This window comes from Luteibacter sp. 1214 (genome assembly GCF_031455395.1).
Lineage (GTDB): Bacteria > Pseudomonadota > Gammaproteobacteria > Xanthomonadales > Rhodanobacteraceae > Luteibacter > Luteibacter mycovicinus.
Genome location: NZ_JAVDSQ010000001.1, coordinates 714,497 through 735,118 on the forward strand (window position 1 = coordinate 714,497; position 20,622 = coordinate 735,118).

A 20,622-nucleotide genomic window follows, 5' to 3' on the forward strand; every position below is an offset into this window, starting at 1 on the left:
GATTGGCGCTTACGACCGCGCGAACCGGTAGTGCGCGACGAGCCACTCCTGTCCATTCGCGTACCCGAAAAGCTCGGCGCAGGACATCCAGAATATGCGCCAGCGCTGGAACCACAGTCCCGCGGCGTCCCCGTAGGCTTCACGCAGCACCGCCATGACCTCGTCGCGGGCGGCGTCCTGATTGGCCAGCCAGTGATTGGCGGTGCGCTCGTAATGGCTTCCGTCCACGTGCCAGCGATCCTCGATCTTCAGGTCCTGCTGGAACCAGAGCAGGGTGTCGGAAGCCGGCATGAGGCCGCCGGTGAAGAAGTGCCGCCCCATCCAGTCGTCCTCCCCGTCCGTCTCGAAGGGGTACATGAACTGGCGATGGGCGAAGATATGCACGAAGAGCTTGCCACCGGGCCGGAGCCAGGTGCCGATGCGCGACAGCAGGGTCTCGTAGTTGCGCATGTGTTCGAACATTTCGACCGACACGCAGCGGTCGAACCCGCCCGCAGGGAGCTCCAGCGCGTTGACGTCCGCCGTGATCACCCGGACGTTGTCCAGCCCCAGCTCGACGCATCGCGCCTCGATGTGCCGACGCTGCCCCTGCGAATTGGATACGGCGGTGATCCGCGCATTGGGGAAGCGGCGCGCCATCCACAGCGTCAGCGAACCCCAGCCACAGCCGAGCTCGAGAATGGTCTGCCCGTCCGCCAGCTCCGCACGTCGGCCGTAGACGTCGAGCATCGCATCCTCGGCCTGCGCGAGCGTCTCCGCACCGGTGGGATACAGACAGCCGGAATACTTCAGGCGCGGCCCCAGGCACAGCTCGAAGAAGCGTGCCGGGAGCTCGTAATGCTGGCCGTTGGCGGCGTCCGTATGGACGGCAACCGCACTCTGCCTGAGTGCATCGATGCGCGACTGATAGCGGGCGGCCACCGTGGTCAGGCCGCCCTCGCCTTCCTCCGCCAGGCGTTTCGCGCAGAGTCGCCGGATGCCCGCGCGAATCAGCGCGTCGGGCAGCGTACCGCGCTCGGCGAGCCCGAGCAGTCCGGACGCCGCCTGATCCTCACGGGTGTAACGGGTGGAATCGGCCGTCGTATTCATGTGTCCTCGCTATGCCGTGAGGGAAACCAGGGGAAAAACATCGGGGTGTCGCGCTGGTATCGCCGGTATTCATCGCCACGCGAACGCAGCGCCTGGGTCTCCGTGTACGGCACGCCGCTGACGAAGCGCAGAAACAGGAACATCACCAGCGGACCGCTCCATGCCAGCCAGCCCACCGGCGAGCCCACCGCGAGTGCGACATAGGCGAACCAGTGCAGCCATTCGAAGAAATAGTTCGGGTGGCGTGAGTAACGCCAGAATCCGTCGCGACAGGTTTTGCCGCGGTTCGCCGGCTGCGCACGGAAATGTGCGAGCTGCCGGTCGGCCATCGACTCACCCACCACGCCGACGAGCCAGACCGCGATCGCTACGCCGATCCAGCCGGCATGGGTCGCCGGGTTGGCCGCCACGGCGACGAACGGCACCGCGAAGAGCGCGACGAGGAATGCCTGAAACTGAAAAAACGCGAAGAATTTGCCCTGGTGTCCGTGCCAGTGGGCACGAAGCGCGCGGTAACGCCCGTCTTCGGCCTCACCACGCACACGCCGCCAGAGGTGCAGCGCAAGACGCCCGCCCCACAATCCACCCAGGATCGCCATCACCGCGCGCGTCGCTCCCGCGCCCGATCCTGCCAGCGCCGCCCATACGGCCGCGCCACCCACGCCGATCGACCAGAGAACGTCGACGATACCGGCATTGTTCTTGCGCCACTGCCAGGCCCAGCCAGCGGCCATCATCCATGCCGCGGCCAGCCATATGGCGAGGAAGGTGTGTGACGTACTCATGACAGGCGCGGCTTTTCGAAGAGAAGGTGCGCCACACCGATCGACCGCTCGATGAAACCGCCTTCGCAGTACGCGAGATAAAACTCCCACATACGGATGAACCGCTGATCGAACCCCTGGCCGCGCACTTCGACCAGACTGGCCATGAAGCGCTCGCGCCACGCATGCAAGGTCCGCGCATAGGACTGGCCGAAGTCTTCGAAGCGAACCAGCGCCAGATCGGTCGCCCGGGTCTTGGCCGCCAGCATGCCTTGCACTGACGGTATGAAACTGCCGGGGAAAATATGGCGTTTGATGAAATCCACCGAGCGAAGCGCCTGTGCGTAGCGATCGTCTTCGATGGTGATCGCCTGGATCAGCGCGCGACCACCAGGCCGCAACACGCTACGGATCTTGGCGAAATAGGTCTCCTGGTACTTTGCGCCGATCGCCTCGATCATCTCGATGGACACGACCTTGTCGTAGGTGCCACGAAGATCCCGGTAGTCCTCCAGCAGCAGCGTCACACGATCTTCGAGCCCGGCTTGGGCGACGCGCTCGCTCGCCAGCGCGAACTGCTCACGCGAGATCGTGGTGGTGGTCACGTGGCAACCGAAATAGCGCGCCGCGTGCACGGCAAAGCCGCCCCAGCCCGTACCGATCTCGAGAACGCTGTCGCCGGGCCTGAGGTCGAGCCACTGGCAGATGCGATTGAGTTTGCGCGTGGAAGCGACCTCCAGCGTATCGTCCTCACTCTCCCAGAGCGCCGAGGAATACATCAGGTCTGACGAGAGGAACAACCGGAAGAAATCGTTGCCGAGATCGTAATGCGCGGCGATGTTTCGACGACTGCCCACGCGGGTGTTTTCGCGCAACGCATGCCATGCCTTCATGGCGATACCGCCCACGCGCGCCAGGCCGGTCTCCATGCCGTCGAGGCGGTCGCGGTTACGGACCAGCAGCCGGATCAGGCCGACCAGGTCGTCGCAGGTCCAGAGACCCTCCATGAACGCCTCGCCCGCACCGACGCTGCCGTTGGCGGCCACGGCCCTGTAGAACGCCAGATCGTTCACGTCGATCCTGACATCGGGCGCACCCTCGACGAACTCACCGAACGTGGTGCCTCCCAGCGCATCGCGGATCGTCAGGCGGCCATGCCGGAGTCCCTCCATGCGCGCCAGCAACATCCGCCGCAGGAAGCGGTGGCTACGCGAATCGGGGACGAATTCTTCCGTGCGAGCGATGCGATTCATGGTCTCAGCCCTGTTTCATCGGGTGGTCGTAAACGGGATTGCGCTTCAGCCACAGGCGCATGGCTTCGAAATGGATGGCGCCGATGACCTTCGCGGTCATCAGCGGGTACCGCCAGAGGACACGCGCCAGCGATGCGCCCGTGAGCGGCAGGCGTCGTAGTGCGAGATGCGCGTCGAATTCGCGCTCACCGTCGCGCATCACGTCCATATGAACGGCCAGCGTGTCGCCAGGTACGGTGAACCGCCACCGGTAAACGCGCTCCATCGGCATGAATGGAGACACGTGGAAGACCTTGTCGAACCCGGCATCGATCGCGTGCCCCCCGGAGGCATCCGCCGCCAGCACGTAACTGTGCCGCTCGCGCCAGGGCGTGTTGGTGATCTCCGCCAGCACACACTCGAGTGTCACCCCGTCCGCGGCGTAGCAGTAATAAAAGCTCACGGGATTGAATGCGATACCCGCGTACCGCAGATGGGTCAGCAGACGCACCGGCCCCGCCGGGCGGCGACCCAGTACCTCGGCCGCGCGATCGCGTACGGCATCGGCCAGGGGCGTGGCGGGATCGCCGAAATAGTCGGAACGACGGAACTCCGCGAGGTTGCGCCGACCGTTCGACCACAACCAGCGCCGCGCGAAGACGCGATCGACCTCGTCGAGATCGAGGTACACCTGCGCCATGCGGTAGGTGAATGCATGGTCGTGAGGCGCGTGGCGATGGTGTGTCACCACGCCTTCGTAGATCGCGCTGGCGAAGCGGCCGGTCATGCCATAGCCTCGCGACGTAGCGCCGCCACGCGCTCGAAGTCGTGCGAGAGTTCGACCGCGCTGCGCATGCCGTCCTCGTGGAAGCCCCAGCCCCAGTAAGCCCCGGCGAACCAGGTGCGACGCTGGCCCTGGATCTCGTCCTTGCGGGACTGAGCGGCGACCGAAGCGTGTGTGTAGACCGGATGGTGGTAACTCATGCGCCGCAGGATGCGCGCCGGGTCGATCGCGCCGGTCCGGTTGAGCGTCACGACGAACGGATCGGGCGAATCGATGCCTTGCAGCAGGTTCATGCAATAGCTGACGGTGCATGCGGCACCCGGTTCCGCGGGGACGAAAGCGTTCCAGGCGGCCCACGCCTTGCGCGACCTCGGCAGCAGTGAGGCATCCGTGTGCAGCACGGTATCGTTGGCCTGATACGTCATGGCGCCAAGCACGGATCGCTCGACCGCATCGGCGTCGCCGAGCAGCGCCAGCGCCTGGTCGCTATGGCAGGCCAGCACGAGTTCGTCGAAAGCTTCCGTGCCCGCGTGCGTCACGACTTCGACAGTATCGTCGTGGCGACGAACACCGACCACCGGCGTATTCAGGCGCTCCCGTACGTCCCAGCGTGAGCGCAACGCGTCGACGTACGTGCGCGAACCGCCTTCGACCACGCGCCACTCCGGCCGGTCGGTCAGCCGGAGCATGTGATGATTGGCCATGAACTTGACGAGGTACTTCGCCGGGAAGCCGAGGATCGACGACGACGGCGACGACCACAGCGCGCAGGCCATGGGCACCAGGTGCTCATCACGAAAGGCTTCGCCGTAACCATGGGCTTCGAGGTACGCCCCCAGCGCGGGGCCTTCGCCAGGCACATCGAGCAGGCGCGGCGCTTCGCGATAGAACCGCGCCAGGTCCCTGAGCATCCCGAGGAAGCGCAGCGACACCAGATTGCGCCGCTGGCAGAACAACGTGTCCAGCGTGGTCGCGTTATACTCGAGGCCCGTGGCATCGTTGCGGACCGAAAAGCTCATCGTCGTCGGCCGGGTCGCCACGCCGAGTTCGTCGAAGAACGCCGACAACAGCGGATAGTGCGCCCGGTTGTGCACGATGAAGCCGGTATCCACCGCGTATTCGCGACCCGCCTGGCTCACCCGGTGCGTATGGGTGTGGCCGCCGGGATAATCGTTGGCCTCGAACAGCGTGACCTCATGACGTCGCGACAGCAGCCAGGCGGAAGCCAGTCCGGCGATACCCGATCCCACAACGGCAACGCGCATGTCAGCCCCTCGCCTTTGCCGCGACCCACGCGGGAATCGGCTTCAGGTCACGGACCAGACCCAGCCACGACATGGCGACCAGGCCGTAGTACGTCATGTCGACCTCCCACCAGCGAAAGCCCTGACGAACGGTGCCCGGGAAAAAGTGGTGGTTGTTGTGCCAGCCCTCGCCGAAGGTGATCAGGGCCAGCCAGAGGTTGTTGCGGCTGTCGTCACGGGTCTCGAAACGCCGGCGCCCATAACGATGAGCCAGTGAGTTGATCGTGACCGTGGCGTGAAACAGCACGGTGGTGGAGATGAAGAATCCCCACACCAGCATCTGCCAGCCGTCCGTGCCCAGGCCGGGAGCGACGTAATGCAGAAGCTTTCCCAGCCCGAACAGGGCGACGGCCAGCAGCACCGGCACGGCCGTGTCAAAACGGTCCAGCCAGCGCAGCTCCGGGTACACGGCGAGGTCGGGCACGCGGTCGATCTGCGTCCGGAAGCCACGCGGCGTCAGAAACCAGCCCGCATGACTCCACAGGAAGCCATGCACGCGCGGCGAATGCGGGTCCAGCGGGGTATCGGTGTGACGGTGGTGATGGCGATGGTGGGCCGCCCACCACAGCGGACCGCGCTGCACGCAACTCGCGCCGATCACCGCGAAGACGAACTGCACCGCACGCGACGTACGGAACGTGCGATGCGAGAAGTACCGGTGATAGAACGCGGTAAGCGCGAACATCCGCAGCGCATACAGCGCGACGGCGACACCGATCGCTATGGGCGACACCCCGGTCCAGATCGCGCCAAGGCAGGCGAGATGCATGACCACGAACGGCGACGCGCGCAGCCAGTCGATCCGGTCGGCACGGGCCTCATCGGACGCATCGGCAACGGACGTATCGAACCAGCGACGCCATGCCGCCTTGCGAGGCGGCAGGGGGGCGTTCTGGACGGCATCGAAGGACATGGTCGTGGCTGCTCCCGTGGGTTCTCCACTCTATACGGGACGAGGAGTCAGGCGGATGCACGATCCTGGCCGCGATGCTCCGGGCACACGGTTCATGCTATAGAACGTGATGCAACGCTGACCGGCCCCGTCCGACCAAGGAACCCGACGTATGCCCGCCACCAGCCCCGCCGAGCGCGACGAGCTGAACCGACTTCTGCAACGCACCGCGGCCGGGGACGAACGCGCCTTCGCCGAGCTTTACCGTCGCACGTCACCACGCCTGTTCGGCGTGTGCGTGCGCGTGATGAACGATCGCGACGAGGCCGAGGAGGTCCTTCAGGAAGCCTTCGTCACCGTCTGGAAGCGCGCCGGCAGCTTCGACCCGGTACTGGCCAGCGCCGTCACCTGGCTGATGACCGTGGCGCGCAACAAGGCCATCGATCGCCTCCGCCAGCGCCCGGACATGCGCCAGCAGCACGACGTCGACTTCGACGCCATGATCGACGACACGCCTGGTCCCGCCCATGACGCGGAAAACGACGAGGAGTACCGCCGCCTGCGTGCCTGCCTGTCCGAGCTCGAGCAACAACAGCGTCGCTCGATCCGTGAAGCCTTTTTCGGCGGCGCTACGTATAACGAGCTGGCGGAACGTGCAAAGGTGCCCCTGGGCACCATGAAAAGCTGGATCCGTCGCGGTCTCCTGCAGCTCAGGGCATGCCTCAATCCATGAACAGTACTTTCGAAGCGGACAAGGACAACTTACGGTATGCCGAGTACGTTCTCGGCCTGCTCGATGCGGATGCGCGCGCCGCCGTGGCACGGGAGGTCGAGACCAGCCCCGAGGCCGCCGCCGCGGTGGCGCTGTGGCAGCGGCATCTGACGCCGCTCGCCTTGGAGATCGCCGACGAGGTGCCGCCCCCGCACGTATGGGCCGCGATCCGTCGTCGCCTCCGTTTCGACGCTCCCGCGGAACAGCCCCGTACCAGCGTCTGGGACAACGTCGCGCTGTGGCGCTGGCTGGGTCTGGGAGCCACCGCCGTGGCCGCCTGCCTGCTCGTGCTGACCGTCACCCGGCCGACCACGCCGGTCGCTCCACCGGTCGTGACGGCGCCCAGCGGCCCGACGACGCTCATGGTCTCCACCATCGCCGGCGAAAACGGTGTCGCCGGCTGGACCGCAACCATGGACATCGACCGTTCCGAACTGCTCGTGGTACCGGCAAGCCCCGACGCGGTCGCCTCCGATCGGAACACCGAACTCTGGCTGATTCCGGAGGGCGGCAAACCGATTTCGGTCGGCGTCTTCCCGCCCACCGATCCCAAGCGGTTCCACCTGGAGAAGGCCCTCCTCGACCGGCTCGGCCCGACAGCCGCGCTTGCGGTTTCGCTGGAACCGGTCGGCGGCTCGCCTACCGGCCAGCCCACGGGTCCGGTCATTGCCAAGGGGGCGATCCGCGCCGCGTGACGCGGAGGCGCTCCCGCTGGCCGCGAACTTCACACTTTCTGGCGAGCGTGCCGTAACAATGGCGTCATGGCCCTCAACCTGCCGCTCTTCCCGCCGATATGACTACTGCGTTGCAGTCGGGGGAAGGACGCCAATGAAAGCGCTCACCGCCGCGGCCCTCATCGTCGCGGCTCACGTTGCCGGTCTCGCGCTCTTCCCCGCGCGCGGGATGGCGGTGTCGTACGTTTTCTTTTTCTCCGTGGCCGCGCTGGCGATGGGCAGCGTCGTGCATGCCTGGCGTCGCTCGGGGCCGCCGCGCGACCGGCGCTGGTGGCTGCTCCTGGCCAGCCTCGCGCTTTGGGTCATCGGCATGTCGCTGTCCGCCCGGCAGAACTACGCACTCGACAACTCGAATCCCGCCCCTGGCGACAGCATGTTCTTCTACATCCTGTACGTCCTGCCGGTACTGGTCGCCGTGTCGTCCGCGCCGGTGGCCGCGCGGAAACACTGGGCCATGGGGATCGACCTGGTACTGGCCGCGCTGCTGGGCGTGCTGTTCTACGTACGTACGTTCTCGATCGTTTCGCTCGAAGGGGCCATGGGTCCGCAACAGGCCATCGATGTCGCCTACATGCTCGACTTCGAGAACGCGTGCCTGGCCGTCGCGGCTTCGCTGCGTTTCCTGGCCACCGACCGTAGCGACGACCACGCCTTCTTCCGATCGGTCATGTTCTTCTTCGTCAGCTACGCGTTCGCCGGCTACTTCTACAACCACTACGTCGCACTCGGCGGACATCCGGATTTCGGTACGTCGCCGTGGGACGCCTTGCTGGACGTCCCCTTTCTCGCGTTGTTCGTCGCCATCGCCGTGCGCCTTCCGCAGCGCCACTGGCATCCGCCCGTCTATCTCGTGCGCTTCGTGCAGAGCGCCAGCCCGACGTTTCTGGCCATGAGTGTTCTGGGCTTCGGCCTGATGGTCATTCCCGGCTATCCCTCGCTGGGTATCGCCGGCGCGATTGCCGCCGTGATCGGTATCGGTCTGCGCGGCACGCTTGCCCAGGTGGATCTGGTGGAAGAGGAATACCGCCTGTCGCGCAGTCGCGAGGAACTGCAGGGACTGGTCTTCGTCGACGCTCTTACCGGACTGGCCAACCGCCGGGCGCTCGACGAGCGCCTCCTGCGCGAATGGCATCGGCCGGGACAGCGCGAGCCCATCGGTCTCCTGATGATCGACGTGGACTACTTCAAGGAATACAACGACCGCTACGGTCATCTCGCCGGCGACGATTGCCTGCGCGCGCTCGCCGAGACACTGACCGCACGTGGCCTGCGCCCCAGCGACTTCATCGCACGCTTCGGCGGTGAGGAGTTCGCCGTGGTCGCCCCGGGCACACGGCTCGAGGAAGCGCTGGCCCTCGCCGATGATCTGCGCGCGCACGTCGAGGCCCAGGCGATCATCCACCCGATGAGCCCGTTCGGCGTGTTGACGATCACGATCGGCGTCGCGGCGTCGCAGCCATCGGCCAACAACGGCCCGCTGGACCTGCTCAACGCCGCCGACCGTGCGCTGTACCGCGCCAAGCATGCCGGTCGCAATCGTGCCGGCGGGCCGGTCGAACCACGTAACGAAAGCTCGCGGGCCTGATCGCGTCATTGCTTTAACCCCGTTTGCCTTGCTTCCGCGTTTCACCGTCATGTCCCCCACGAGGTCGTGCACGATGAATACGCTACGCATCACTCTGCCCCTGCTGTTGGCCGGCCTGGTCGCCGCCGCCGGCAGCGCCGCGTCGTCCGGACAAACGGCGGCGCCACGCTCACGCGCATCCCTGCCCGAGCCGGTCGACACGGGCAATGACTGCTCCGCCCAGGCGTTTCCGCCGCGCTTCCGACATGGTGGGCCCATGAACGGGGCATACGCCGCGGCACCCGTCGCGGTGCCCGCGCCACCGCCTGCACCGCCTGCACCGCCTGCTCCGCCGGCACCTTCACCGGAGGCCGGGGCGCAGCTATCGGCGGCACCGATCGCCTCGCTGGAGGCCGCCAGGGCGTCGCCCTCGCAAGGTGTGATGGCCGCAGGAACGATCGACCGCGACCATTACGCACACCGCGACGCCAACCCCGTGCATCTCGCCGCCGCCGATCCCGTGTCCACCTTCAGCATCGATGTCGATACCGGCTCGTACACGAACGTGCGGCACATGCTGAAGGAAGGGCGCCTGCCGCCTGCCGACGCCGTGCGTACCGAGGAATTCATCAACTACTTCGACTACGGCTACACGCCACCCACCACGCGTGCGCGCCCCTTCAGCGTCACCACCGAATTCGCACCGTCTCCCTGGAACGCCGATCGTCAGTTGCTGCTTGTCGGTATTCAGGGCTACGCCGTGCCGGCCAGCGAGATTCCGGCGGCCAACCTCGTGTTCCTGGTCGACGTGTCGGGTTCGATGAGCGAGGAAGACAAGCTGCCGCTGTTGAAGGCCTCGCTGAAGCAGGTGGTGCCGAAGCTGCGTGCCCAGGACCGCATCTCGCTCGTGACCTACGCTGGCGCGACGTGCGTCGCCTTGCGGTCCACACCGGGCGACCAGCACGCGACCATCAACGCTGCGATCGATGCGCTCGGCGCGGGTGGGTCGACGAACGGTGCCGCGGGTCTCGACCTTGCCTACGCGCAGGCGGCGAAGGGCTTCATCAAGGGCGGCGTCAACCGTGTGATCCTCGCCACCGACGGCGATTTCAACGTCGGTACGGTGGGCGTGAAGGAGCTGAAGGATCGTATCGCCGAGAAGCGCAAAAGCGGTGTCGCGTTGACGACGCTGGGCTTCGGCGAAGGCAACTACAATGACGACATGGCGGTGGAACTGGCCGATGCCGGCAACGGCAGCCATCATTACATCGACAGCCTCGAGGAGGGCCGCCGCGTGCTGGTCGACGAGATGTCGGCGACGCTGCTTACCATCGCGAAGGACGTGAAGATCCAGGTCGAGTTCAACCCCGGTGTCGTCGCCGAGTACCGCCTCATCGGTTACGAGAAGCGTGTGCTGGCTCGCGAGGATTTCAACAACGACGCGGTCGATGCCGGCGAGATCGGTGCCGGTGCGAATGTCACGGCCCTTTACGAGATCACCTTGAAGGGTGCGAAGGGTGCGCGGATGGATCCGCTGCGTTACGGCGACAAGCCGACGGCCTCGGCGGGGAGCGAACTCGCCTTGCTGCGGATGCGCTACAAGTCGCCCGAAGGCGGTGCGAGTCGGTTGATCGAGCAGCCGCTTTTTCCGGCGGTGTCGGCGGCGCCGAGCGAGCGGATTCGGTTCGCCGCCGCGGTGGCCGCGTTTGCCGAGAACCTGCGTGGCGGGAAGTATGCGGAAGGCTTCGATTATTCGAAGGTGGCGGCGCTGGCGCGTGCGTCGCTGGGCGCGGACAAGGGCGGGTATCGCGCGGAAATGGCGCGGCTTGCCGAACTGGCGGGTGGGATGCAGACGGAGCCGGTGGCAATGCCGTAACCTTCCCGGCCATGGACGCTCCCCTGACCGACGATGGCGGACTGATGCTCGCCTGGACAGGTGGGGACGCGGCCGCGTTCAGGGAGCTGTACAGCCGGCACAAGGGCCCGCTGTACCGCTTCCTGCTGAAGACGGTCAAAGACCGCGCGCTGGCGGATGAGCTTTTTCAGGAAACCTGGAGCCGCGTCATCGTGGCGCGCGACCGCTACCGCCCCGACGCGAAATTCAGCACCTGGCTTTTGCAGATCGCGCACAACCTGGCGATCGACAGTTTCCGCCGCCAGCGACCGCAGGCGGGCGAACGGGAAACCGAGGCGGTGTTCGCCGCGCAGGCCGCGCCCGAACGCGAGCAACCCGAGCATGCCCTGTCCGATTTCGAACTGCGCCGGCGTATGCAGCGCGCGGTCGAAAGCCTGCCCGACGAGCAGCGCACGGCGTTCGTGCTGCGCATGGAGAACGAACTTTCCCTGGAGGAGATCGCCACCATCACCGGTGTGGGACGCGAAACCGCCAAGTCGCGACTTCGCTACGCCATGGCCCGCATCCGCGAACTCGTAGCCGAATGACATGAATCCGAACACGCCTCCACCCAGCGACGACGATCTGCCCGACGAGCAGGCGCTCAGGGCACTCTACGCGCGCCTGCCGAAAGTCGAACCCGACACGTCGCTCGATGCGGCCGTCTTCGCCCAGGCGACACGTGCGACGCCGGTGCGGCGCCGGCCGCGGTGGCCCGTGGCGTTTGGCTCCGCCGCGGTGCTGTTGCTGGCCGTCGGTGTGGCCTGGCAGGTGCGCGACACGACGCCCCTGACCGTGCGTCCCGAGGCCGCTCCTGCCGCGCCGGCCGCGGCGCACACGGCCGAAGAAGCGAAGGCTTCCGCCGTCCGGACGGATACGGGCGTCGACGGGACAACCGCCGAAGCGGCCAGGCCGTCGATGAAGGCGAGCACGGTCGCGCCGACCCCTCGCCACGCCGTTCGCAGTGGCCGCGTCGCCACCGAGGCGCCTGTCGTATCGTCCGCTCCCGTCGCGACACCCGCGCCGGCACCGGCACCGGCACCGGCACCGGCACCGGCACCGGCACCGGCCGAGGCTGACATGGCTCCGGTGCCCGCGCCGCCGCCCGCGCCCCCTGCGCCGCCTGCACCGCCCGCGCCGTCGGCTCTCGCGGAACCAGCGCCCGCCAGCGCATCCGGCGACAGCGATAGCCATCGCGGCGCTGTCCCGTCGGAGGGCCCGATCACTCCGGGCCCGAAGACCGATCTCCCGCCCGACGACCGCATCGGCGACATTCGCCGGCTGCTCAACCAGGGACAGCGCGACGAGGCAATCCGCCAGCTGCGCGACTTCCGACGCCGTTATCCTCACTACGACCTGCCCCAAGACCTCCGCGATCTGAATCCTTGAGCACACCGCTGGACACCCTCGCAGCCCCATGGCAGCACGAAGAGGACATCAGGAAGAGCCGTTTCCTCGCCCAGGCGTCGCCGATCTCTTCGCCCGCAGAAGCGCTCGCGTGGTTCGACGAGGCGGGCGACCCCGCCGCCACGCACAACTGCTGGGCCTACCGCATCGGCGACGCCTACCGCTTCAATGACGATGGCGAGCCCGGTGGCACCGCCGGCCGGCCGATCCTCGCCGCCATCGATGGCCAGGCTTGCGATCGCGTCGCCGTCCTGGTCACCCGTTGGTACGGCGGCATCAAACTGGGTGCGGGTGGCCTCGCCCGCGCTTATGGCGGCAGCGCCGCCGAATGCCTGCGCCTGGCACCCCGCACGCCCATCGTGCTGCGGGGGCAGCTGCTCCTGCACTGCGACTTCTCCGAACTCGCCCTGGTCTCCGCGCGTATCCGCGACATGGACGGCCTGATCGAAAGCGAGCGGTTCGTGGCCGACGGCGCCGATCTGGTGGTGAGCGCGCCACGCGACCGTCTCGACGCGATCGCGTCCCGCATCGTCGACGTATCCCGTGGCAAGATCCAGCCGCGACGCGCCGACGCAGTCGACGAGCGTTGAATACTGCACCGCCAGGCCCCATCCGTTGGCGAATGACTAAAGGAAGCCACCGCGCATGACCGTCGAACGCAGGGAGAAGTCACGCAAAATCGGTGCCTTGCGCAATCTGTGGCCCTTCATCAAGCCGCACAGGGGCCTGGCCATCGGGTGGCTGATCTTCCTCGCCATTTCCTCCGGTGCATCGCTGACCCTTCCCGTGGCCGTGCGGCACATCATCGACCGCGGTTTCCTTGCGGCCAATCTGTCCACCATCAACGGCACCTTCCTGGCGCTGTTCGGCGTGGCCATCGTGCTGGCCATCGCCACGGCCGCGCGTTACTACTGCATCGCCCTGCTGGGCGAGCGCTCGCTGGCCGAGCTGCGGACCTCCCTGTACAAGCATGTCATCCAGCTGGATGTGGGCTTCTTCGAGAGCACACGTGTGGGCGAGCTCACTTCCCGCCTCGGCACCGACACCGAGGTCGTCCAGACCCTGATCGGCTCGGGCATTTCCGTCGCGCTGCGCAGCGCCGTGATGCTCATCGGTGCCGCGGCGGCGATGGCCTGGACCAGCCCGCGACTGGCGGGGCTCACCGCGCTCGTGATTCCGGCCGTGATGCTCCCGATCCTGATCTTCGGCCGCCGGGTGCAGAAGCTGTCGCGCACCAGCCAGGACCGCATAGCCGACGCCGCCGCCGTCGCCAACGAGACGCTGAACGCGGCTCAGGCCGTGAAAGCCTATGCGCGGGAGCCGACGGAAAGCCGTCGATACGCGCATGCCATCTCGCTCGCACTGGCTACCGCGCGTCGTCGTATCGGTATGCGTTCACTGCTGACCGCCGCCGTGATCGTATTGATCTTCGGCGCCATCACGCTGGTGCTCTGGGCCGGCGCCCGTGACGTCATCGCGGGTACGCTGGAACCCGGCATTCTCAGCCAGTTCGTCCTCTACGCGATCTTCGCGGCGGGCTCGGTGGCTGGCCTCTCGGAAGTGTGGGGTGACGTGCTGCGCGCGGCCGGCGCCATGGAGCGCATCGGCGAGCTGTTTGCCGAGAAGGCGACCATCGCGACCCCCGACGCTCCCGAATCGTTGCCGCGACCGGTCAGGGGCGCCCTGCGCTTCGACCGGGTGCAGTTCCGCTACCCGTCGCGCCCCGATGTGGCTGCCCTGTCCGACTTCGACCTGGAGATCTCGCCCGGTGAAACGGTCGCGCTCGTCGGCCCTTCGGGAGCCGGCAAGAGCACGGTCTTCAGCCTGCTGCTGCGCTTCCACGATCCGGTCTCCGGCGCGGTTCGTGTCGACGGCGTCGACCTGCGTGCCCTCGCTCTTCCCGAGCTGCGCGGCGCGATTGCGCTGGTGCCGCAGGAAACCGTGATCTTCGGCGGCAGCGCCGCCGACAACATTCGCTTCGGCCGCGAGAATGCGACGGACGACGAGGTCCGTGAAGCCGCGCGTCTTGCGGAAGCCGATGGCTTCATCAGCGCCTTGCCGGAAGGCTATGAAGCGGCGCTGGGCGAGCGTGGTGTCCGCCTGTCCGGCGGCCAGAAACAGCGCATCGCGATCGCACGCGCGATCCTGCGCGACGCGCCGCTGTTGCTGCTCGACGAGGCGACTTCCGCGCTCGATGCGCAATCGGAGGCGGCGATCCAGCACGCCCTGGAGCGACTGGAGAAGGGCCGGACCACCCTGGTGATCGCGCATCGGCTGGCGACCGTGCAGCGGGCGGACCGCATCGTGGTCATGGATGGTGGGCGGATCGTGGCGCAGGGAACGCATGAGTCGCTGCTGCGTGAGGGCGGGCTTTACGCCGAGCTGGCCAGGCTGCAGTTCGTGGCCTGAGGTCATCGGCGGAGACTTGGCTCTTGCCGTCATCCGCACACCGCGTTGACGCCCGTCTGCCTAACGTCGCCTCATGGATAGCGACCTGCTGCTACCCCGACCTGAAGGCCTTTACTGCCCGGCGGGGGACTTCTACATCGATCCGATGCAACCGGTACCGCGGGCCGTGGTGACGCACGCCCATGGCGATCATGCGAGATCGGGCAGCGGTCTCTATCATGTCGCCCGGGCCGGCGGCGGCCTCATGCGTGAGCGTCTGGGCGCCGCATCGGACATCCGCGAGTTCGCCTATGGCGAGCGATTCACACTGGGTGGAACCGTGCTGTCGCTGCATCCCTCCGGGCACGTGCTCGGCGCGGCGCAAATCCGCATCGAAGGCCGAGGCCTCGTCGCGGTGGTTTCGGGTGACTACAAGCGCGATCCCGATCCGACCTGCGCGCCCTTCGAGCCCGTGCCGTGCGACATCTTCGTCACCGAATCCACGTTCGGTCTGCCGATCTATCGCTGGCCACCCATGTCGGGCGTCGTCGAAGAGATTCTTGCATGGCTCGACGAATGCGCCGCGCGCGGCGTACCTGCCGTGCTGTTCTCTTACGCGTTGGGAAAAGCTCAGCGCATCCTTGCCGAACTGGCCACGCGCACCGACCGTACCGTGCATCTGCACGGCGCCATGGTCCGCCTCGTCGAGGCGTACCGCGAAGCCGGCGTCCACATGCTGCCCACGGTGCCGGTGAGCGATTCGGCGAAGGGGCGCGACTTCGCGGGCGAGCTGGTGATGGCGCCGCCGTCGGCCGCCGGCTCGCCATGGATGAAGCGGTTTTCCAAGGCGTCCACCGGCTTCGCCTCGGGCTGGATGCAGGTACGCGGCGCGCGGCGCCGACGCGGATACGACCGCGGTTTCATCGTCTCCGACCATGCCGACTGGTCGGGCCTGATCCGCAGTGTCGACGACTGCGGTGCGAAGCGCATCTATGTCACCCACGGCGATGGGGAGGCACTGATCCGCCATCTCCGCGAAACGGGTCACGATGCGCGACCGCTGCGGTCACTGGGTGGCGCCATGCCGGACGAACGCAGCAGTGAGGAAGGCGACTGATGCGCCGCTTCGCCCAGCTTTTCGAAGCGCTGGACCGCACCGCATCGACGTCGGCAAAGCGCGACGCCATGGCGGCTTACTTCGCGGTGGCGCCCGCTGAAGATGCGGCGTGGGCCGTCTATGTCCTCGGTGGCGGCAAGCTCAGACGCACCGCCAGCTCGACCGAGCTGCGCACCGCCCTCGCCGACGAAACGGGCTACGCCGACTGGCTCATCGACGACAGTTACCAGCACGTCGGCGACCTTGCCGAAACGATCGCGCTGATGTTGCCCGCGATCGACGACGAGGGCGAAGACACGCCACTGCACGTATGGATGGAAGCGCGCCTTCCCTCCATCGGCAAACTCGAACCGGGCGAGCGAATCGCCCTGCTCCGCGAATGGTGGCGATCCACGCCCAGGGAACAGATTTTCCTCGTCAACAAGCTCCTCACGGGCTCGCTTCGCGTCGGCGTGTCGCAGCGGCTGGTGGTACAGGCTCTGGCACAGTGGTCCGACCTTGCCACCGATCTCATCGCCCACCGCCTGAGCGGCACCTGGAAGCCGGGGGCGGAGGCCTTTCGCGCACTGGCCGGTCCGGAACGCGATGACGAACATGCGGGCGAACGTCCGTACCCGTTTTTCCTTGCCTCACCGCTGGAACAGGGTGTGGAGAACCTCGGCGACATCCACCATTGGCTGGCGGAATGGAAATGGGACGGCATCCGCGCTCAGCTGATGCGTCGTGCCGATGGCGCACTTATCTGGTCCCGTGGCGAAGAACGCATGGATGGCCGCTTCCCGGAACTCGAACAGGCCGCCGCCGACTTGCCTGACGGCTGCGTGATCGACGGCGAAATCCTGGCGTGGCTACCGGACGAGGCGCATCCCCTGCTCTTCGCCGCCTTGCAGAAGCGCATCGGCAAACTGAAGCCCGGCCCGAAGCTGCTGGCCGATACACCCGTGCGCCTCATGGCGTACGACCTGCTCGAACTCGGTGGGAAGGATCTGCGCGAACACCCGCTGGCCGAGCGCCGTGCACTTCTCACGAGCCTCCTGGAGGGACGGGGTCCGACGCTGACCGTGTCGCCCGCGGTGTCCGCGCCGGACTGGGCATCGCTCGCCGAGGTGCGCGCGGAGTCACGCGAACGCCGCACCGAAGGCCTGATGCTGAAACGCACCGACTCTCCTTACCGCGTCGGACGCAAGCGCGGCGACTGGTGGAAGTGGAAGGTGGAACCCTACACCGTCGATGCCGTGCTGCTTTACGCGCAGCCGGGCCACGGTCGGCGCTCGGGACTGTTCACCGATTACACGTTCGGCGTCTGGGACGGCGAGACGCTGGTACCCGTGGCCAAGGCGTATTCCGGCCTCGACGACAGCGAAATCGGCAAGCTGGACCGCTGGATACGCGCTCACACCATCGACCGCTTCGGCCCCGTGCGTTCGGTCGAGCCCACGCATGTCTTCGAACTCGCCTTCGAGGCGATCCAGGCCTCCGGCCGCCACAAAGCCGGCGTCGCGGTGCGTTTCCCGCGCATTCTCCGCTGGCGCACCGACCTTGCGATACGCGATGCCGACAAACTCGACGACCTCCGCCGCCTGGCGTCGGGCTGAGGCTCGCCTCGTCGCCTGGTTCGCCGCGCAGGAGCGGCGACCGGCCCCGTTCCAGCGCGCCGCGTGGCGCGCCTGGGCGGAGGGCCGCAGTGGGCTCGTGCATGCACCCACCGGCACCGGCAAGACGCTGGCCGCGGCGGGTGGCCCTCTGATCGACGGATTGCTCCGGCCACGAACCGGTCTGCAGTTGTTGTGGATCACGCCACTGCGATCGCTGGCCACCGACACCACCCAGCACCTCACGGCAGCCGTCGAGGCGATGGAGTTGTCCTGGCGCGTACTTCGCCGCACCGGCGACAGTGGCAGCGCCGAGCGCGCCCGTCTGCGGCGTGGCGCCTGCGAGTTGCTGGTGACGACACCCGAGAGCCTGGCACTGTTACTGAGCTATCCCGACGCGCGCGAACGCTTCGCCACACTGCGCGGCATCGTCGTCGATGAATGGCATGAGTTGCTCGGCAACAAACGCGGCACCTTGCTCCAGCTCGGCCTGACCCGCCTGCGCCACTGGCTTCCCGAGCTGCGCACCTGGGGCCTCTCGGCCACGCTCGGCAATCTCGATGAAGCCCTGGGCGCGCTGGTCGGTAACGGCGAGAGTAACGGCGTCATGATCGGCGGCGGTGGCCGGAAGAAGACGTCGATCGAGACCGCGCTGCCCGAGGGCGGTGAACGGTTTCCCTGGGCAGGCCATCTCGGTTTGTCGCAGCTTCCGCGTGTACTCAAGGCGGTGCTCGACGCGCGCACGAGCCTCGTTTTCGCCAATACTCGCTCTCAGGCCGAGCTCTGGCACGAGGCGCTCGCCTCCGTCTGGCCCGAAGCCCCCGAGACGCTGGCCCTCCATCACGGCTCGATCGATCCGAAGCTGCGTCTGGCCACCGAAGAGAAACTGCGCATCGGCGCGCTGCGCTGTGTCGTCGCCACCTCCAGCCTCGACCTCGGCGTGGATTTTTCCAGCGTGGAGCGCGTCATCCAGATCGGCAGCCCGAAGAGCGTCGCGCGGTTGTTGCAACGTGCCGGTCGCAGTGGCCACCGTCCCGGCGTGCCGTCGAAGATCCTCTGCGTCCCCACCCATCTGCTTGAACTGGCTGAAATCGCCGCGGCACGACGCGCGCTCGACGAGGGGCACCTCGAACCGCGTCACCCGATGCGCGGTTGCCTCGACGTGCTCGCGCAGCATCTGCTGACGATGGCACTCGGTGGCGGATTCACGGCGGACGAGGCGTATGCGGAAATCACCTCATCGCTGGCGTATGCCTCCCTGCCGCGCGAACGCTTCGACGCCGTGCTTGCATACCTGCGCACCGGCGGCTCGGCACTCGCAAGCTATCCCGAATACCAGAAGCTCGCGACAACCGACGGTCGCTTTCACGTGGAGAGCGGCCGCATCGCACGCATGCACCGCCTGTCGATCGGCACGATCACCTCCGACGGCAGCCTCGCCGTGCGCTACATGAAAGGCGCGCGGCTTGGCACGGTGGAGGAAAGTTTTCTGTCGCGACTGCGTCCCGGCGACCGCTTCCTGTTTGCCGGACGCCACCTCGAGCTGGTTCGCGTCCGCGACATGACGGCCTACGTACGTGCCGCACCGAACCGTCGCGGCGGCGTTCCCCGCTGGATGGGTGGACGGCTGCCGCTATCGGGCGAGCTTTCGGACGAACTGCGACGCACCCTGGCGGGGCAAGGCCGGGAAGCAGAAATGCGCGCGCTGACTCCCCTGCTCTCCATCCAGCGCCAGCATTCGAGCGTGCCCGACCTTCATGAGACGCTCTGCGAAAGCACGCGTACGCGCGAAGGCGACTATCTGTTCGTGTATCCGTTCGCGGGGCGCCTCGCGCATGAAGGCCTCGCGGCGGTGATCGCACTCAGGCTCGCGCGCATCCAGCCCGGCGATTATGGCTACGCCGTCAATGACTACGGGCTCACGATCACCGCCGCGCGCATGCCTGCCATCGATGCGGAAACGATGCGCATGCTGCTGCATCCGGCGGGACTTCGCGACGACATTCGCTCGAGTGTCAATCTTTCCGAACTGGCGAAACGACAGTTCCGCGAGATCGCACGCGTGGCGGGCCTGGTGTTCAACGGTTACCCGGCGCACAACAAGACGATGCGTCAGCTACAGGCTTCCAGTGGACTGCTTTACGACGTGCTCCGTCGCCACGATCCGGAGCACCCGCTGCTCTGGCAGGCGGAGCGCGAGGTGCTGGACCAGCAGCTCGACTACACGCGGCTGCGCCACTGCCTCGTCCGCGTCGCGCGGTCACGCCTGCTGTGGAACGAACCGAAGCGGCTCACGCCGCTGGCCTTTCCGCTGTGGGTCGAACGGCTTCGTGGAGGCATCGCGGCGGACGACTGGAAAAGCCGGGTCGAACGCATGCTGGCGACGCTCGAAGCGGGAGCCGACCGATGACGACGCACGAGATCGAGGTTGCCGGTGAACACCTCACCCTGCACAGCGAACGCGCCATCTACTGGCACGCGCAACGCATGCTGCTCGTGTCGGACGTGCATTTCGGTAAGGGCGCCGTGTTCCGTCGCGCCGGCATCGCCGTACCCAGCGGCGACACGGACGACGATCTGGCACGACTCGACGGCCTGATCGCCGCGTTCGCTCCCGCGACGATCGTGGTGCTCGGCGATCTGGTGCATGGCGCGGCCACGGAGCGCAGTGTCTGGGTGGAACGTGTGCGTCAGTGGCGACAGGCGCATGCGGATATCGCCATCATTCTGGTCGCCGGCAATCACGACCGTCACTTCGACGTGCGCCTGCTCGGTATCGACGTACGACCCGACCGGCTCCTGGTACCACCGTTCGTGCTCGCGCATCATCCGGAGGCACACGGCGATGGCTATACGTTATCGGGACACGTGCACCCGGGCGTCGTCGTCCGCGACGGCTGGCGTAAACATCGCCTGCCCGCCTTCGTCTTCGATCGCGAGGTGGCCATGCTGCCCGCCTTCGGTACGTTGACCGGCCTGCACGAAACGCCGGCAAAACCCGGTCGGCGCATCGTCGCGGTGACCCCTGCCGGTTTGTTACCTGTCATGGTGTAGATGGCATACTCCGCGGACATCCCGACACGGAGTGA

18 protein-coding genes are annotated in these 20,622 nt (G+C 67.0%); 12 read left to right on the top strand and 6 right to left on the bottom strand.

Annotated features, from left to right (window positions below; translation table 11 throughout):
* Positions 1-9 precede the first annotated feature (9 nt).
* Genes J2X57_RS02865 through J2X57_RS02890 form a run of 6 tightly spaced genes read right to left on the bottom strand, consistent with a single transcriptional unit; the run spans position 10 to position 6,086 of the window.
* Positions 10-1,089, bottom strand: a complete 1,080-nt coding sequence (locus tag J2X57_RS02865) for a cyclopropane-fatty-acyl-phospholipid synthase family protein (RefSeq protein ID WP_308847790.1) — start codon at positions 1,087-1,089, stop codon at positions 10-12.
* A complete protein-coding gene (locus J2X57_RS02870) occupies positions 1,086-1,874 on the bottom strand; it encodes a DUF1295 domain-containing protein (RefSeq protein ID WP_309863547.1) in 789 nt (262 codons plus the stop codon). The genes J2X57_RS02865 and J2X57_RS02870 overlap by 4 nt, the downstream gene beginning before the upstream one ends.
* Entirely contained in the window at positions 1,871-3,106 is a 1,236-nt protein-coding gene (locus J2X57_RS02875; protein WP_309863549.1) for a cyclopropane-fatty-acyl-phospholipid synthase family protein, read from the bottom strand. The genes J2X57_RS02870 and J2X57_RS02875 overlap by 4 nt, the downstream gene beginning before the upstream one ends.
* Positions 3,107-3,110: 4 nt before the next feature.
* Positions 3,111-3,872: a DUF1365 domain-containing protein gene (locus tag J2X57_RS02880; RefSeq protein ID WP_309863551.1), complete on the bottom strand. Its 762-nt coding sequence runs from the start codon at positions 3,870-3,872 to the stop codon at positions 3,111-3,113.
* A complete protein-coding gene (locus tag J2X57_RS02885; RefSeq protein WP_043693604.1) occupies positions 3,869-5,134 on the bottom strand; it encodes an FAD-dependent oxidoreductase in 1,266 nt (421 codons plus the stop codon). Before J2X57_RS02885 ends, J2X57_RS02880 begins: the two co-directional genes overlap by 4 nt.
* A 1-nt stretch (position 5,135) precedes the next feature.
* A complete protein-coding gene (locus J2X57_RS02890; protein ID WP_309863555.1) occupies positions 5,136-6,086 on the bottom strand; it encodes an acyl-CoA desaturase in 951 nt (316 codons plus the stop codon).
* 151 nt (positions 6,087-6,237) lie between these two features.
* Between J2X57_RS02890 and J2X57_RS02895 the strand changes: the two genes are divergently transcribed.
* From J2X57_RS02895 to pdeM, 12 genes are all read left to right on the top strand, one after another.
* The gene (locus tag J2X57_RS02895) at positions 6,238-6,798 is read left to right on the top strand and encodes a sigma-70 family RNA polymerase sigma factor (protein ID WP_309863559.1); all 561 of its coding nucleotides are present in this window, start codon (positions 6,238-6,240) and stop codon (positions 6,796-6,798) included.
* Complete coding sequence (locus J2X57_RS02900; protein ID WP_309863562.1) at positions 6,795-7,532, top strand: anti-sigma factor; 738 nt, start codon at positions 6,795-6,797, stop codon at positions 7,530-7,532. Before J2X57_RS02895 ends, J2X57_RS02900 begins: the two co-directional genes overlap by 4 nt.
* 133 nt (positions 7,533-7,665) lie before the next feature.
* The gene (locus tag J2X57_RS02905) at positions 7,666-9,156 is read left to right on the top strand and encodes a GGDEF domain-containing protein (protein WP_309863565.1); all 1,491 of its coding nucleotides are present in this window, start codon (positions 7,666-7,668) and stop codon (positions 9,154-9,156) included.
* 73 nt (positions 9,157-9,229) lie between these two features.
* Complete coding sequence (locus tag J2X57_RS02910) at positions 9,230-11,011, top strand: VWA domain-containing protein (protein ID WP_309863568.1); 1,782 nt, start codon at positions 9,230-9,232, stop codon at positions 11,009-11,011.
* Between the two features lie 11 nt (positions 11,012-11,022).
* Complete coding sequence (locus tag J2X57_RS02915; RefSeq protein WP_043693596.1) at positions 11,023-11,577, top strand: RNA polymerase sigma factor; 555 nt, start codon at positions 11,023-11,025, stop codon at positions 11,575-11,577.
* A 1-nt stretch (position 11,578) separates the two neighbouring features.
* Positions 11,579-12,418 carry a hypothetical protein gene (locus tag J2X57_RS02920; RefSeq protein WP_309863573.1) on the top strand — a complete coding sequence of 280 codons (840 nt, stop codon included), beginning with the start codon at positions 11,579-11,581 and terminating at the stop codon, positions 12,416-12,418.
* Positions 12,415-13,026, top strand: a complete 612-nt coding sequence (locus J2X57_RS02925) for a YigZ family protein (protein ID WP_309863576.1) — start codon at positions 12,415-12,417, stop codon at positions 13,024-13,026. The genes J2X57_RS02920 and J2X57_RS02925 overlap by 4 nt, the downstream gene beginning before the upstream one ends.
* A gap of 55 nt (positions 13,027-13,081) precedes the next feature.
* Positions 13,082-14,845: an ABC transporter transmembrane domain-containing protein gene (locus J2X57_RS02930; protein WP_309863579.1), complete on the top strand. Its 1,764-nt coding sequence runs from the start codon at positions 13,082-13,084 to the stop codon at positions 14,843-14,845.
* A 73-nt stretch (positions 14,846-14,918) separates the two neighbouring features.
* On the top strand, positions 14,919-15,941 hold the full coding sequence (locus J2X57_RS02935) for a ligase-associated DNA damage response exonuclease (protein ID WP_309863582.1): 1,023 nt from the start codon (positions 14,919-14,921) through the stop codon (positions 15,939-15,941).
* A complete protein-coding gene (locus J2X57_RS02940; protein ID WP_309863585.1) occupies positions 15,941-17,536 on the top strand; it encodes an ATP-dependent DNA ligase in 1,596 nt (531 codons plus the stop codon). The genes J2X57_RS02935 and J2X57_RS02940 overlap by 1 nt, the downstream gene beginning before the upstream one ends.
* Positions 17,493-19,943, top strand: a complete 2,451-nt coding sequence (locus tag J2X57_RS02945; protein ID WP_309863588.1) for a ligase-associated DNA damage response DEXH box helicase — start codon at positions 17,493-17,495, stop codon at positions 19,941-19,943. The genes J2X57_RS02940 and J2X57_RS02945 overlap by 44 nt, the downstream gene beginning before the upstream one ends.
* Positions 19,940-20,587 (top strand): ligase-associated DNA damage response endonuclease PdeM, encoded by a 648-nt coding sequence (pdeM, locus tag J2X57_RS02950; RefSeq protein WP_309863591.1) that lies wholly within the window; start codon positions 19,940-19,942, stop codon positions 20,585-20,587. The genes J2X57_RS02945 and pdeM overlap by 4 nt, the downstream gene beginning before the upstream one ends.
* Positions 20,588-20,622 lie beyond the last annotated feature (35 nt).